This is a genomic window from Faecalibacillus sp. TM498 (assembly GCF_020589955.1).
In the GTDB taxonomy this organism is placed as follows: domain Bacteria; phylum Bacillota_I; class Bacilli_A; order Erysipelotrichales; family Coprobacillaceae; genus Faecalibacillus; species Faecalibacillus intestinalis.
This window is the reverse complement of sequence record NZ_JAJDKB010000011.1, coordinates 1-14,044: the sequence shown is the minus strand read 5'-3', so window position 1 is coordinate 14,044 and position 14,044 is coordinate 1. Positions and strand designations below refer to the sequence as shown.

Here is a 14,044-nt window from a genome sequence, read left to right as displayed (position 1 = left end):
GCAGTGATACACAATCACTCTTTCACATTGGCTAAGTTTGCTACTTTGCCGCCAGTAGCGGCAGTCCTGCGGTAGCACGCAGTTTGTTCACTTTGGTAATAACTTTGGCATTCAGAGAGTATTCCTTCACCAACGCCGCTACAGACATCATGTCTTCCGAGCTGACTATTGCCAATCCCTGCAAAGAAAGAAGCAACAGGTTCTGGTAGCTGTCATTGCCCTTCTTACAATTGTTTGTTTTCCTGTAACAGATACAGGTTTGAACATCCAGTTTCTTCCCGGTGATTGCACATTTACCGTCTTGCCCTGCATAGAGGGAGACCCGGTTGTCGTTGTATCTCACTGATTCGGTCGGTATCGGATGCCTCATCAGCCAGAGCATTGAATTTACGTCAATCCTGAGATTATCGTGTATCTCTGCTCTACCTTCGGGCGTATACGGATTGATTTTTCGGCTTTTCCGCATTGGAATCTTGAATTGCACGTAAGCTAATGGAACCAGTGGCGTTTCTCCAATCCATCGCATTTGCTTCGATTTTCCGTATCGTTTCCTCAGATATCTGTTTTTGATCTCGCCCTGCTTCTTGATTCCGTCAATACGATGAAGAAGCTGTCCATTGATTGGACGGGCGATATCGCTGAAATTCAAGTTGACCCTTGTCGCAATGCAGTAATAGTCCTGCACTCCGATAACCTTGGCATTATAGTCCCCCACATTCAGGCTTATTTCTTCAGCCGTCTTACTGCTTTGTATTGCCTTGACACTGTCAGCCATTTCCTTGCCGATTCTGTGTATGGCTTTATCGCAGACATTTGAAGTTATCACCCATGAGTTACTTTTGCGCCGCAGTTTTATGCGAAAACCCAGAAACTCACTGTCACGTTTCCTGAGATTAGTCACTTTTGACTTTTCATCAGACACTTCCAGTTTTAGCCGTTTCCATAGCCAGTCTTTGACTGCATAATAGGTTTTCTCTGCATCCTCTTTGGTTCTGCAAAATATCTTGAAATCATCCGCATAACGGACAATCCGCATCTCCTTGAGGTTGCTTTTCTTCAAGGCTGTATAGCTGTTGCACTTTTTCTCTGCGCCGTTGGGATAGTAGGTCACTTTACATGGATGTTTCATGTGCCTCACCATTTCATCCCACTGAGAGGCAATCCACCAGTCCAGTTCATTGAGGACAATGTTTGCCAGCAATGGTGAAAGGATACCACCTTGCGGCGTTCCCTTGGATGGGAGGACGGTTTCCCCATCAGGCATTTCGATTGGCGCTTTCAGCATGGCCTTGATGATCTGAATCAACTTGGTGTCCCGTATACCTAAAGTCCAGATCTGTTTCAGCAGCTTTCTGTGGTCGACGTTATCGAAGAATCCTTTAACATCCACATCGACTACATAGTGAAGCTTGTTCCTTTGGGCGAGTCCATACGCATAGGAAATCGCATTTTCTGCGCTCCGACACGGTCTGAACCCATAAGAGTGCTCATAGAACTTTGCTTCACAGATTGGCTCCATGACCTGCAAAATACATTGCTGTACTATTCGGTCAATAATACACGGTATTCCCAGAGGCCTCATCTTTCCGTTTGGCTTTGGTATATCTACTCTTTTTACTGCTTTTGGTTCATACCTCCTGAACTGTTTCTGGATGAGCTTTACAAACTTATCCTCTGACATGACTGCCAATGATTCTATTGTCCGCCCATCCGTGCCTGCGGTATGACTGCCATCATTGCCTTTGATATTTCTAAATGCCAGCTTGATGTTGTTGGGGGCGCTGATGATATCCATCAGATGCCCAAAGACTTCACCGCTTTTGCTGTCTGCATACAGACTGTCAAAGGTTTTCTGCATGTCATAGTATTCCGCATGGCGTAGCTTGCTTTTCTTCTTAGCTTTTTGTGCCATGTACATCACCCCATTTCTATGAAACCGAGCGACAATTTCTTTTTCTTACTCGACTGCATGAATAGTGGTTGTGTACTGCTGACGTTTTGCCTGACTTGTGGCCATTCCTAACCGTCCTCTTTTTCGCAGACGATATCATCGGTTCGACCACTGCTTTTCAGCAGGAATTCATCCGCTTATTATCCTTCGCCGGATTATCCAGTAGACTTCCTGCCTTTCCTTGTTCCGATAATCCTATCTGTACATACATACCTTTAGGCGTTCCCTCTGGGCCTGACAGCTTGGACACGCCTGTAACGTGCCACGGCGTTTCGTAACAACCATTTCTACTAAACCGTACTGCCTGGGCTTTAACCCACACGCCCATTTCTGAGCGTGGCACTTTTAGACCTTTACATTCGGGAGTTTCGTCAGACATCTCTGTCATTCTCACCATGGGTATCTTATAGACCCCCGGCATATAGGATGCACCGTCCACCTCTGGACAGCTTTCGTCAGCTTAACCTGTTACGGCATCTCTCTGCCGGCTTTACCGGGCTTCACACAGAGTTTGGCCTCTGCATGCCGGAGTATCAGGGGAGGCGTTTCAGGGCGTTACTCCTTCATTCCACCTCTCGAATTATCAGTTCACAGAACTGATTGAAACAGCGCTGTGCGCCACCTTTTCAGCGGCGAACAAGTCGCACGGTTATAGTGCATCGACTTCTGAAAGTTGATGGTGTTGAAAATCTTGATGGTGTAGCCATGCTTCAAAAGGGCGTTGCCGCACTCAATCACGATGCTGCCTTTCGGGTCAGTGACCACATAGGAACTGTGCATCTGGAGAAGGTTTGGCTTCAACCAAAAGCGAGTTTTACCGGAACCCGAACCGCCGATAATCAGAACATTCTTATTTCGGGCATTGGCAGGATTCTTCGGGCGATTGCTCATCATCAGCCGCTCCGTTTTCGTCAGGATCACATTGTCCTCGAACTTTGGTGCAATAAACGGCTCAATATCTTTTGCCGTTCCCCAACGAGCAGAACCGTACTCAACATTGTGTCGGTACTTCTTTGCGTTTTTGCCTTTTAGATAGACAGCCAGCCGAAGTCCTGCGCCGCAGAGAATACCAATCAGCAAATCCAACGGGTGAAAGCTGGGAAACGGATTGTTCAGGGCTATCGGAAGGGCATGAAAAAAGCTGAGGATTTTCGCAGATGAATCTGCCCCCTCAGCCAATCTCCATGCTTCTCCTAAATTCGTAGCGAACAACCCTACCAGAAAATACGGTAAATTCAGAATCAGGAGCTTTTTCATTTTTCTCTTATCCATCACAGATCACGCTCCTGTTTCTTCTCTCGAACCTTCTTCGGAATCGCTGCGACAATTTCCTTGAACTTCTTCAGCTGCGCCAGAACGCTCGGCTTTTCATTCTTGGTTAATGCCCTTGCCTGATGTTCCTTGCAGATTGCATCCAAAGCATCTGCATCTTTAGAACGGACAAAAACAAGAAACCGGGGAGGATCAACGGACTTATCTTTTCTTACGGCAAAGTCCACGCCATACTTCTTGGCGAGCTTTTCAAAATCACGGATACTCTCTTTGTCGATCTCAACATTCGTAGCACCCTGATTCTGTCCCAAAAGCTGTTTCACGGATTGCTTTCCATGAACGGCAGGGTCTCGTGCCTTTTTCATCTTCACTTTTTCCCGGTGCTGCAAATACTTGCGGATACCGGCAATGATAGTGCGCCCCGTCAGCTTGGTTGTGCTGATCGCCAGGTTTACTGTTCTGTTTTCAACTTCTTCCTGCATGATTCATCACCTCCTGCAAGCAGTAGAGTGAACAGATTATCGTGCCATATCTCTGTGGTCGTAATACAGATTGCCCTTGGCAACTGCGGCATGGCTGATAATCTTGATATTGCCAGCTTTCTGGTTATCCAGAGCCTTCTGATAACCCACATCGCTCAAATACAGGCGATTTCTTTCGCCTTTCCAACCGACAGGCGATTCATCGGTCAGCACATCGAAAATAATCATGTGCTTGGTGGCGTCATCAAATCGTGCCAAGTCCATATAGGTATGTCCCTGGTACTCCTTGGCACCATCCTGAATCCGCTTTCGCTCCATCAGCTCTCCAATCGTCGAATTTCTTTGCATAAGAACCTCCTTACAGAACATCTCGGTCAGGGTTACTTTTGTGGGGAACCGAATCAGCTTTGACAGGTGCATCTTCTTTCTTCACCATGTCATCCGGCAGGGGAAGCGCCATAATGCTGCGCCCCATGCGTACAAAAGTCTCAGGCTGATGAAAGTGTTCCTCAAACTGCTTCATCAGTTCCGGGGACAGAGAACAAAAATCATCCTCGCCCAATCCCACAACCAGAAAATCACCGGCGATAATGTCATAAATATCGCCGTCATCATCACGCAGCGCACGGTTCAGTTCTTTGCCTACGAGTTTACCTTCGTCGTGCATCACCAGTGCAACCGGCTCATTGAACGGATAAGTTGCCTCAATATCGCCACCTACGGCTTTCTGCAAATCCTCCAGCTCACAGCCGATCTGCACAGCCTGCGGATACATGAACGGCTTTACCAGCAACACATTCATGGTATCTGCCTGTTCTTTCTGAACCTCCCGTTCCTCGGTCGTGCCGAACGCAACACCGGTAAAGTTTTCGGAGTCCAGAATGTACTCCGAATTGTAATAAGCGGCTCTAACCTGTTCCTCTGCCGCATCGTGAGATTCTGCTTGCACCGTAACCGTTTTCTCCAAGGTTTCGGTGATCTTCACATCGTATTCTTTCAAGTTTCGATACCTCCGTTTCTTTGGAAATAAGAAAAGCGACCATCCATGAACCTGTTACAGTTCATAAATAGTCGCATCCACATCGGCTAAAAGCTCGAACAAGCAAATATCGTCCAGTTCGCAAATCAGGGAACCCATGTCGAAGAAAATATCGTCCTCGCATTCCACCGTAGTAACCACGCTGCGGTGTTCGTTAAGACAAATGGCTTCTTCCTTGTCCATCGTGATCGTAGACATACAGGACACCACATAGAATGTCATATCTTCTGCTAACCACAGCTCCTTGCTCTGAATCGTGCGAACTTTTTCATCGCCGCTCATATCTTCTACATAGGACAGAAGCCGCACGGCTCTGCTGTTCAGAAGTACCTTTCCCTGATAGTCGATACCCTCACCAGCAGAGGACAATACTCGATACTCGCTAATCATCTCGGCATTTTTCTGAAACGACTTTGCCAGAAGCGCAGGAGAAATATCATCGAACTCCTCACTGTAGTTTACGAGCATATCTACCATATAATCAGGATCGCAAAGGTCGTAGAGTTCTTCCAAAGCGCCCTGAATGTTTTTGGGTGTAAACATTTTTTACCTTACCTTTCCATTGATTTTTCTCTTTTTTTCTGCCATTGCTCCAAAAGCTGAATGATTTTATCCTCCATCTGCTTGTTGGTATAGGACTTCGGGAAGTATTTTCGCAACGAATCCGTTTTGAAGGTTACTCTGTCCAGCTCTCCCTTCTTGATTTCATTCATAATCTCGCACATCGCATCCAGCGTACACTCGCCCTCCTGTGCGAGCTTTTTAATTCGCTGTGCTTGCGAAAGGGAAGGAGCTGCTTGAGCATAATCCATTGCAGAAAGAAAATCCTTCTGTTCTTCACTTGCCAGATAGGAAAGCTCCACCGCAGGATTGAATTTGATCTGACCCGTATCTACCATATCCAGCAGTTCCGGAATCAGTTCGGTCAGACGGATATAACGGTGTACCTGATTTCTGCTTTCTCCTGCCTCCTGACCGACTATATCCATTGCCTGCAACTTCATCCCAACTTGGGATGAAGTTAAATCGGTGCGTTGACCTTGATGTTTAATCGCATCCAGCTTCATCTTATAAGCAAATGCTCTTTCACTCGGCAGGATACTCTCCCTCTGCAAATTCGCATCAACCATCAAAATAATGGCTGCATCATCGTCCAGGTCACGAACAATCGCAGGCATGGTTTCCTTACCCGCAAGCTCCGATGCCCGGTGCCGCCTGTGACCAGAAACGATTTCATAACCACCGTCGGGGTCAGGACGGACAATCGCAGGAGTGAGAACTCCGAAATCTCGGACGCTCTCTGCCGTTTTCATCATTTCTTCATCATCAACCACACGGAAGGGGTGTCCCTCAAAGGGGTGTAGCTCAGAAAGCGGAATTTCCTGCACACGCTCCTGCTGGGCTTCAGCTCTGGATTGATCGGTGGAGAAAATATCATCGTACCCCTTCAAGCTGATGTTTGCGCCTTTTTTCTGCATTGTTTAACACCTCCTTCGTCAGAATTTTATAGGCTTCGGCAACTTTGCCTTTGGGATCATGCTTGAAGATACTGGTTCCCTCTGCGCTGATTTCCTCTGCACGGACAGAGCGGGGAATGTCGGTCTTGTAAACCTTCAGCTTTCCGCCGTAGCTCTCCCGAATCAGATTGCTGATGTCTTTGGAGTAGTTGGTGCGGCTGTCCACCATCGTCAGAAGAATCCCTTCAATCCTCAGTTTCGGGTTGATTTGCCTCTTGACCTTGTTGATGGTTCCAAGCAGCTGTTCCAGACCCTTTGCAGGAAGGTATGCTGCCTGAACCGGTATCAGCACATTGTCGGCAGCTGCCAACGCATTGACGGTCAGCATACCCAAAGACGGCATACAGTCAAGAAGAATGTAATCATAATTCTGTTTGACTGTATCCAGGTATTGCCGGAGAATGGTTTCCCGGCTCATGGCATTGACCAGTGCTACCTCCATACCTGAGAGTTCGATGTTGGACGGCACCAAATCAACGCCCTCCGGATGATGAAGAATCCCTTCATCGGGAGTAATAGGGTTTTCCATCATAATCTTTCCCATCAGATCGGAAAGTGTCGGAGACAGATCATCCGGGCAGGGATTGCCCAAACTGACCGTCAGGGAAGCCTGGGGATCGGTGTCTACCAGAAGCACCTTTTTTCCTTCAAGAGCCAAGCCAACGCCCAGATTCTCGGTGGTGGTGGTCTTTCCAGTGCCTCCTTTCTGATTGACCACCGCAATGATGGTTGCTTTTTTCGACATTTATCGTCACTCTCCTTCCTCTCGCTTCATTTTCAATTTCTTAAATCCTCCTTCCAAATATCCGTGTGACATATCGTGCCGAACAAGAGCATCGTAGTAGGTGTCTATTGTCGTCGGCGCATTGTATATCGTAGTCAGCATATACTGACGGATATTTCTAATCTTTGTGGTGTTCTCCTTGAAGCAGTCCATAACATATCGAATGTGTTCGGCATTCAGTTTCATAAACCGACTGCGGACAATTTCTGCCGGACGCTCCTCTGCACCAATGCGAATCAACGGTCGCTTCGTGCAAACTGTTTCAACGATCAACTCCAGAATGTTATCCAGCATTTCGGAATCGTAAGGGTAATCCTTCTTCAACAAATCCATACTAAGCTGATCCGAGAAATAATCAAAGTATTCTTGATACCGGTCATTCTCGTCCATCATTCCACCATTTCCGGAAGGAAAGATAGAATCAGTATCACTAAATTCAGTATTTTTAATATCAGTATTATTACATTGTGATTTCGGAAGTTCTTGAGTTGTGATTTCCATTGTTCCAGAATTGTGATTTTCACAATTCAAGAGTTGTGAATCCACAGCAGAGATAAAGTTCTTCACATAGATCAGGTTGGGCTTTCCCAAACCCTGGCGCTTACGTTCAATCAATCCTGCTTTCTTCTCAAGTTCACTGAGCAGCTTGATAGCCTTTTGTTCAGCACAGTTCAGAGCCATCTTCGCTTCGTCGATTGTAAAAATGATATACACTCTACCGTTTTTATCTATCCAACCATTCTTGGCAGACAGGCTCATGCGGTCAAGCAAAATGCCATACAGCATCTTGGCATCGGCAGAAATATTCCAGAACCTCTCGTTCGTGAACAACACCTTCGGAACTCGATAGAATGTGAATAGATCGGATTGCTGACCGTAAAAATAATCAAAACTCACACGGCTTCACCACCTTCTTTCTGCGGAAAACTTTCTGTTGTCAGCGGAATGCTGCGGAAAGTCGTATCCGTCTTTTCGTAAGGACATCGGGCAAAATAGTAGAAGCGGTATTCCTGTTCATACACATCCATATCAACGAAGCCCCACTTCACGCATAACCTTCTTCGTACACCAACCAATGCACGGGTGATCTCGCCCATAGGGACAGCCATCACATTCCGACTTGGGTTTCGGCGGCAAAGAGATTAAGTAGTAGCAATTATTTCTACCCAGACGGCAGCCCTTTCTGCCATTCGTCCAGAAGTAGCAGTAATGACAGTCGCTCGGCTTGTCTGCGGTATAAACAGGCTTGCTCAAATAAAACACCTCCAATCTCTTGTATTTGCCCATGGGTTTGGGCATAAAAAAAGAGCGCCTATCCATCCCCAATGCGGGGCAAATAGACGCTCTATGTACATAACGATATTTAATTTTATCTGCTATAACTGCATGGTATTCAAAACATCCGCCTTTTTTGATTAGCTGGATTTTTGGCACGATTTTGGGGCTGATTAGCAGGAAGGGCATTTTCATTAGCAAGAACAGCCCGTTTTCTGCTAAAAATTAGCTGGCGATTTTGTCTTATAACAACCGTTCGATTCTGGAGGGGTTGTCAAAAATCAAATTTTGGAGTAGAATTTTATCTCATACAGTGAAAGAGCTTTTTCGTAGCTTTTTATATAAGAAAAGCCGAAAACCCTTGAAAACAAAGGCTTTCGGCGTTGTTCACTGGCGTCCATAAGAGGATTTGAACCTCCGACCCCACGCTTAGGAGGCGTGTGCTCTATCCAGCTGAGCTATATGGACGTGTCTGATATATGATTATAGCCCGATCAAAGTCGAACTGCAATCCCTTATTTAGTTTTTTTTGAGGTGGCCGTTGTAACGCAACCTTAGGAGGCGATTGCATTATCCAGCTATGCTACGAGGACAAAGCCTCTATTATCCTAACAAATATTTATTTAAAATACAATCTATGTATCTAATTCTTTCATTTTATTACGAAAGTCAATGATATCATTAAAAAGCATACGAATGACACAAATCATTGGTACTCCTAGGAACATTCCAATAAAGCCAAAGAAATGTCCAAAGACGGTAATAGAAAGTAAAACCCAAAATGGTGAAATACCAACAACATCTCCTAAAATCTTTGGTCCTAAGAATAAACCATCAAATTGTTGTAAAGCAAAGACAAAAACTAAGACTGCTAAAGCATGGAATAAATCTCCTGTCATCAAGGCTACAAGAACAGCAGGAAACCCACCGATAAATGGTCCAAAATAAGGAATCATATTCGTAATCAAAATAAAGACAGCAAGAATTGGGAAGAATTTTACTTTTAAAATAGCGAGTCCAATAAATGCGATAATTCCTATAATTAACGAATCTAAGAATTTACCATAAATAAATTGTCCAAAGATTTGATGTGATCTAACTGCATAATCATGAATAAGTTCTATTTTTTCTTTTGACATAAAAAGTGAACATAAACGATCAAAGATACTTACAAGCCTTTTTGCTTCAATTAAAACATAAGGTGTAAATATTAAACCTAAAACAGCAGTAATAATCGTACTACCTGCTTTAAAGATTGTTCCAAGTGTTGCAATAGGATCTATAGCTTCAATTGAATTAACATATTTAACAACCATTTCATCTATTTTAATAATAACTTCACTTGCAAGATTGCTTCCTAAATAAGTTTCCAATGTTTTTTCAAAGTTTTTAATATACAAGGTTAAATTATCCGCAATATTGACAACATAATTGACAAGTGCTGGAATAATAGCAATCATTAAAACAACAATAATTAAAACAAAGACAACAAAAACAAAAATAGAAGAAATTGTATGACTATATTTAATAAGCTTTTTATTTTGAAAAGAGTCTAAAAACATTTCAAATTTATAAACCAATGGTTGTAAAAAATAAGCAAGTATTGCTCCTACAATCAAAGGAATAAAAGCTGATAAAATATTGGAAAATAATGAAATATCAAATGTTTTATAAATAAAAATAATAACACACGCACACAAAATAATTCCTACATAATTCTTTACTGTCCTCATTTTAAACCACCTCAAACTTTTTTCCATTATATCACACTCTCTATATTTTTACGATGCTTATTCCAACTTCTTAATAATCTTCTTATATAATAAATACTCATTTTTTCATAAACTTCTTGAGTCTTTAAATCTACTAAACAATAATCTTGTTCATATTTTATAATGGTCAAACCATAATGATATAAACCACTAATGATATCAATATCCAATAAAAAACCTCCTTTACACATTCTATGTATAAAGTGAGGTATTATAATAAATAAATAATAAATAGCTTAAAGACAACAAAAAGCCACCTATAACATCAGAAAAATAATGTACACCTAAATAGATACGACTTAATCCTATTAAAAAAATCATCATCATTAAAAATATTTCTATTACTTTTTTATATTTTAGAGAGCTTTTTTGAACTTCAAGAACTAATAATCCATAACCAATCATTGCTGACATACTATGACCACTTGGGAAACTATAGTTTGTTTCTTTAACTAAATGATATATTTGAGGTGGTCTTGGTCTTTTAACCAAAGCTTTAATTATACGATTCATTCCTTGAATAATTAACAAGTGAATTCCTACCCAAATATCTTTTTTATTTTTTAGAATCACTAAAGTTAAAACAAGAATTACATAAAACCAAGTACTTCCAAGGGTTGAACAAAGTTTAAAAAAGGATGTCATAAAATCACATTTTAAATTTTGAACCAAATGATAAATGAACCAATCTATTGATTGAATGACTTGATATTTAATCAAAAAGTAATCAATGATAAATAAACAAAGAGGAATCATAAATAAAAATTTCTTTTTCATCTTATTCTTCTATTTCTAATTGATAAACTTTTTCAAAGACTTTAATAAGCATACCATAAAGCTTTTCATTACTACTACTAATTAAAAAACCATAAACACGCTTTGTGAGTGCTTTATATAATTTAGGATCATTAAATCCTAAATGTACATTTAAAAGTTCAATTTGTTCCTTTTGATTTGATTTTAATAACAAATAAACAGTAATAACATATACCTTAGATAAATATTCAATAACATAACTTCTTTGTCTTCGGCTCTTTAAAGAATAAACATCATATAAATCCCATAAGCTTTTCATTAAATCAACATAACTATTTGATTTAGAAATATGAATTTTTCGACGTGTTCCATAACAATGGAAAGGAACATTTAAATAATACATTGATTTAATATAAGGAATTGTTCCATAAACTGTTAATTCATTATAAAAAATATTTTCTTCATCTGTATTTATCTTTTTTAAAGTACTTGTTTTAATAATGACTGAACCTAAATCAATTTGAAAATGTTTATGAAACGCTTTAATATTATGCCATTCAAAAATTGTTTCCATTGGAAAAACATTTTTATAAGAGACACGTTTTTCTTTTTCTTGGGGAATAACATATTTATAATCAGTAACAAGCAAATCTAAATTAGCTTGAATTCGAATAAAGTCACGAATCGTTTCAATAACACTTACGAGTGAAGGTTGATCTAAATAATCAAAGCATTGAAGTATTTTGAAATAAAGGCCCTCACTATGTTCTAGAGCTATTTTTAAAAAAGGAACATCTTCCCTTGTTGTAATAACTTTTACAGTTTCGGGATAAGCTTCTTCATATTCTTTAGCTACTTGTAATGTTTCATCATGTGAATGACGATCGACAATTAATACTTCTACTTCATCTTTCATTAAAAGACATGAATTAATGGCTTTATGCATTTCCATGATTGAGTTATAACAAGGTATACATACTGTTAATAATTTCATAATTTAATCCTCCAAAAATATTTTATCATAATTCATCTATTAGTACACGTATTATTGCATTTACCTTGATTTTATGCTATTTTATTAAGGTATCTAAAGGAGGAAATTATATGCATTTTGTTATTAATGTATTTGTTACAGCTGTATGTTTTATCTCTATTATTTTATTTAAAGAGATTCTTAATAAAATTGTGAAAGTCTTATTAAGTGTTATTGGATGTGGTACATTATCTTATGCACTTGCTATTCTTGTTAAAAAATGTGGAGAATGGTTTGGATGTTGGTCTGGTGATGCTCAATATATCAAAAGCGATTTCTTATGGATTTTTGCTATTGTTCTAGTTGTTTATATTATTATTAATATTATTGCTAAAAAAAATAAAGCTTAATTTTCAAGCTTTATTTTTTTATACCCACTGCTTTTTTAGCCAACCCATCAGCAACTTCGTTATAATAATCCCCACTGTGTGCTAAAACCTTTTGAAAATAAATATCTATCTTCTTTTTCATATCATTGATTGTTTTAACATAATTTTGAGTTTGTTCCTTATTTGCTTTCCATAAACCTGTCGCCCATTTTTCAATACCTTCGTAATCATAATAAATGCAAATAGACTCATAATGATGATCAATTGCATAAGCAATAGCATTCATACACCCAAGAATTTCTCCTGAAACATTACGCATTGAAGAATACTCAGGAATATTCCCTTTACCTAATAATTGTTGAATAACTTGTTGCCCTTCAATTAAAACACAACCATAACCATATTCTTTGGTTTTAATATTATAGCTACCATCAACATAAGCAAGTAATCCTAAATCATCACTCACTTTTCTTTCTTCTTTTTTTATAAATGCTTTTGCCTCTTCTTCATTTGTAAAAGATTTATAAACTGCTCCTGAATAACCATTAACTTGTTCTTTACATTCATCCCAAGTATGATAAATTCCTGGCTTTTTTCCTTCTTTTACTGCATAAAATTTTGCCATAATAAACTCCTTTGCTTATTCTATTTTATTATAATCATTGAAACAATGATTGTATATCTTTTTTAATTGTTTTAAAATGTATATAGGATATTTAAGTGAGGTAGTAACATGAAACGTTGTCTTATTATTATTAATCCATCATCTGGAAAACATATTATTCAAAATAAACTAGATCGTATTATTGGTCAATTAACATTACAAAACATTGTAGAACATTTTGAAATATTTTATACAGAAAAAAAAGATGATGCCTATTATAAAACAAGAGATTGTGATGAGAATCAATATGATTTTATCATGTCTGTTGGTGGTGATGGTACTTTAAATGAGGTTATTTCAGGAATGGTAGATAGTCATAAAAAAATACCATTATGCATATTAGCGGCAGGAACCGTTAATGATTTTGCTAATTATTTAAATATTCCAAATTCAGTAAATGGTATTGTAGAAATGATTAAAAACTTTAATGTTATTTCGAGTGATGTAGGAAAAATTAATAATCAATATTTCATTAATGTTGCTGCTGCAGGAATGTTTTCAGATATTTCTTTTGTGGTATCAAAAGAAGAAAAGAAAAAGTTTGGTCCATTAGCTTATTATTTTAAAGGCATGACCCAACTTCCTCAACAGTTATCTACAAATCTACATCTTAATGTAACGGTTGATGATGAAAGTTTTGAAGAAGATGCTTACATATTTGCCATCACAAATACCAATCGTGTCGGTGGCTTTGATGGTATCATTCCTTTTGCGGATATTAATGATGGAAAACTCGATCTTGTTATTGTAAAAAGATGTTCTGTTACGGATTTAATTGCTTTGATTAAAGATTATCGTTTTGGTAAACATGATAAAAGTCCTTTTATTCACTATGTTCAAGGACAACATATTCACATTACTTGTGATCAAGATCTTACAATGGATATAGATGGTGAAGAAGGCACACATCTTCCAATTGACATACATACTTTACAAAAATCAATTCAATTATTAGTTCCTTTAAAATAATTAATTATATAAAAAAGGTTTCACTATTATATTTGATAACAGTTGAAATCTTTTTTAGTTCTAGTTAATAATTCTTAAAACGTCTTCTTCACTATTGATGTTAAAGATATTTAATGTAAGAACATTTAATTTTTCTAACGATGTATTTGTAAGTTGTTTTTCTAAAAAAATTGATAAAGTTCCTAATTTTACTTTAAGCAG

Annotated in this window: 16 protein-coding genes, 1 tRNA gene and 1 pseudogene; 2 read left to right on the top strand and 16 right to left on the bottom strand. The window is 39.2% G+C overall.

The window, feature by feature from the left end:
• Positions 1-40: 40 nt before the first annotated feature.
• The 15 genes and pseudogenes from ltrA to LJD32_RS05005 form a co-directional block, all read right to left on the bottom strand.
• Complete coding sequence (gene ltrA / locus LJD32_RS05075) at positions 41-1,912, bottom strand: group II intron reverse transcriptase/maturase (RefSeq protein WP_227391886.1); 1,872 nt, start codon at positions 1,910-1,912, stop codon at positions 41-43.
• A gap of 687 nt (positions 1,913-2,599) precedes the next feature.
• Positions 2,600-3,223: pseudogene (locus LJD32_RS05070) on the bottom strand (type IV secretory system conjugative DNA transfer family protein); the annotation flags it as partial.
• Positions 3,223-3,705: a PcfB family protein gene (locus LJD32_RS05065; RefSeq protein WP_002304320.1), complete on the bottom strand. Its 483-nt coding sequence runs from the start codon at positions 3,703-3,705 to the stop codon at positions 3,223-3,225. The pseudogene LJD32_RS05070 and the gene LJD32_RS05065, both read right to left, overlap by 1 nt.
• Before the next feature lie 36 nt (positions 3,706-3,741).
• Complete coding sequence (locus LJD32_RS05060; RefSeq protein ID WP_002304317.1) at positions 3,742-4,053, bottom strand: DUF5720 family protein; 312 nt, start codon at positions 4,051-4,053, stop codon at positions 3,742-3,744.
• Between the two features lie 10 nt (positions 4,054-4,063).
• On the bottom strand, positions 4,064-4,705 hold the full coding sequence (locus tag LJD32_RS05055; RefSeq protein WP_002588969.1) for a DUF3846 domain-containing protein: 642 nt from the start codon (positions 4,703-4,705) through the stop codon (positions 4,064-4,066).
• A gap of 54 nt (positions 4,706-4,759) precedes the next feature.
• Entirely contained in the window at positions 4,760-5,287 is a 528-nt protein-coding gene (locus tag LJD32_RS05050) for a hypothetical protein (protein ID WP_002304315.1), read from the bottom strand.
• 8 nt (positions 5,288-5,295) lie between these two features.
• Positions 5,296-6,222 carry a ParB/RepB/Spo0J family partition protein gene (locus LJD32_RS05045; RefSeq protein WP_002304314.1) on the bottom strand — a complete coding sequence of 309 codons (927 nt, stop codon included), beginning with the start codon at positions 6,220-6,222 and terminating at the stop codon, positions 5,296-5,298.
• A complete protein-coding gene (locus LJD32_RS05040) occupies positions 6,179-7,006 on the bottom strand; it encodes a ParA family protein (protein WP_002304313.1) in 828 nt (275 codons plus the stop codon). Before LJD32_RS05040 ends, LJD32_RS05045 begins: the two co-directional genes overlap by 44 nt.
• Before the next feature lie 6 nt (positions 7,007-7,012).
• Complete coding sequence (locus tag LJD32_RS15470) at positions 7,013-7,942, bottom strand: DUF6017 domain-containing protein (RefSeq protein ID WP_002304312.1); 930 nt, start codon at positions 7,940-7,942, stop codon at positions 7,013-7,015.
• Positions 7,939-8,142, bottom strand: coding sequence for a hypothetical protein (locus tag LJD32_RS05030; RefSeq protein ID WP_223385014.1), 204 nt, complete (start codon positions 8,140-8,142; stop codon positions 7,939-7,941). Before LJD32_RS05030 ends, LJD32_RS15470 begins: the two co-directional genes overlap by 4 nt.
• 569 nt (positions 8,143-8,711) lie before the next feature.
• A tRNA-Arg gene (locus LJD32_RS05025) sits at positions 8,712-8,788 on the bottom strand.
• A gap of 167 nt (positions 8,789-8,955) precedes the next feature.
• Positions 8,956-10,053, bottom strand: a complete 1,098-nt coding sequence (locus LJD32_RS05020) for an AI-2E family transporter (protein ID WP_227391885.1) — start codon at positions 10,051-10,053, stop codon at positions 8,956-8,958.
• 26 nt (positions 10,054-10,079) lie between these two features.
• Positions 10,080-10,262: a hypothetical protein gene (locus tag LJD32_RS05015; protein ID WP_117812544.1), complete on the bottom strand. Its 183-nt coding sequence runs from the start codon at positions 10,260-10,262 to the stop codon at positions 10,080-10,082.
• 22 nt (positions 10,263-10,284) lie between these two features.
• On the bottom strand, positions 10,285-10,869 hold the full coding sequence (locus LJD32_RS05010) for a phosphatase PAP2 family protein (protein ID WP_032089815.1): 585 nt from the start codon (positions 10,867-10,869) through the stop codon (positions 10,285-10,287).
• A gap of 1 nt (position 10,870) precedes the next feature.
• The gene (locus tag LJD32_RS05005) at positions 10,871-11,842 is read right to left on the bottom strand and encodes a glycosyltransferase family 2 protein (protein WP_032089814.1); all 972 of its coding nucleotides are present in this window, start codon (positions 11,840-11,842) and stop codon (positions 10,871-10,873) included.
• A gap of 110 nt (positions 11,843-11,952) precedes the next feature.
• On the opposite strand from LJD32_RS05005, the gene LJD32_RS05000 reads away from it, so the two are divergent.
• Entirely contained in the window at positions 11,953-12,231 is a 279-nt protein-coding gene (locus LJD32_RS05000; protein ID WP_022000886.1) for a hypothetical protein, read from the top strand.
• Positions 12,232-12,241: 10 nt separating this feature from the next.
• Here LJD32_RS05000 and LJD32_RS04995 read toward each other — a convergent pair whose 3' ends face one another.
• The gene (locus LJD32_RS04995; RefSeq protein ID WP_227391884.1) at positions 12,242-12,835 is read right to left on the bottom strand and encodes a viroplasmin family protein; all 594 of its coding nucleotides are present in this window, start codon (positions 12,833-12,835) and stop codon (positions 12,242-12,244) included.
• Positions 12,836-12,943: 108 nt separating this feature from the next.
• Here LJD32_RS04995 and LJD32_RS04990 point away from each other — a divergent pair, with 108 nt between their 5' ends.
• On the top strand, positions 12,944-13,843 hold the full coding sequence (locus LJD32_RS04990) for a diacylglycerol/lipid kinase family protein (RefSeq protein WP_227391883.1): 900 nt from the start codon (positions 12,944-12,946) through the stop codon (positions 13,841-13,843).
• Positions 13,844-14,044: the final 201 nt, after the last annotated feature.

Bases quoted from the DNA above. Each gene is read 5' to 3' on its own strand.
- ltrA (WP_227391886.1), bottom strand. From the start codon at position 1,912: ATGGCACAAAAAGCTAAGAAGAAAAGCAAGCTACGCCATGCGGAATAC.
- LJD32_RS05065 (WP_002304320.1), bottom strand. From the start codon at position 3,705: ATGCAGGAAGAAGTTGAAAACAGAACAGTAAACCTGGCGATCAGCACA.
- LJD32_RS05060 (WP_002304317.1), bottom strand. From the start codon at position 4,053: ATGCAAAGAAATTCGACGATTGGAGAGCTGATGGAGCGAAAGCGGATT.
- LJD32_RS05050 (WP_002304315.1), bottom strand. From the start codon at position 5,287: ATGTTTACACCCAAAAACATTCAGGGCGCTTTGGAAGAACTCTACGAC.
- LJD32_RS05045 (WP_002304314.1), bottom strand. From the start codon at position 6,222: ATGCAGAAAAAAGGCGCAAACATCAGCTTGAAGGGGTACGATGATATT.
- LJD32_RS05040 (WP_002304313.1), bottom strand. From the start codon at position 7,006: ATGTCGAAAAAAGCAACCATCATTGCGGTGGTCAATCAGAAAGGAGGC.
- LJD32_RS05030 (WP_223385014.1), bottom strand. From the start codon at position 8,142: ATGGGCGAGATCACCCGTGCATTGGTTGGTGTACGAAGAAGGTTATGC.
- LJD32_RS05020 (WP_227391885.1), bottom strand. From the start codon at position 10,053: ATGAGGACAGTAAAGAATTATGTAGGAATTATTTTGTGTGCGTGTGTT.
- LJD32_RS05010 (WP_032089815.1), bottom strand. From the start codon at position 10,869: ATGAAAAAGAAATTTTTATTTATGATTCCTCTTTGTTTATTTATCATT.
- LJD32_RS05005 (WP_032089814.1), bottom strand. From the start codon at position 11,842: ATGAAATTATTAACAGTATGTATACCTTGTTATAACTCAATCATGGAA.
- LJD32_RS05000 (WP_022000886.1), top strand. From the start codon at position 11,953: ATGCATTTTGTTATTAATGTATTTGTTACAGCTGTATGTTTTATCTCT.
- LJD32_RS04995 (WP_227391884.1), bottom strand. From the start codon at position 12,835: ATGGCAAAATTTTATGCAGTAAAAGAAGGAAAAAAGCCAGGAATTTAT.
- LJD32_RS04990 (WP_227391883.1), top strand. From the start codon at position 12,944: ATGAAACGTTGTCTTATTATTATTAATCCATCATCTGGAAAACATATT.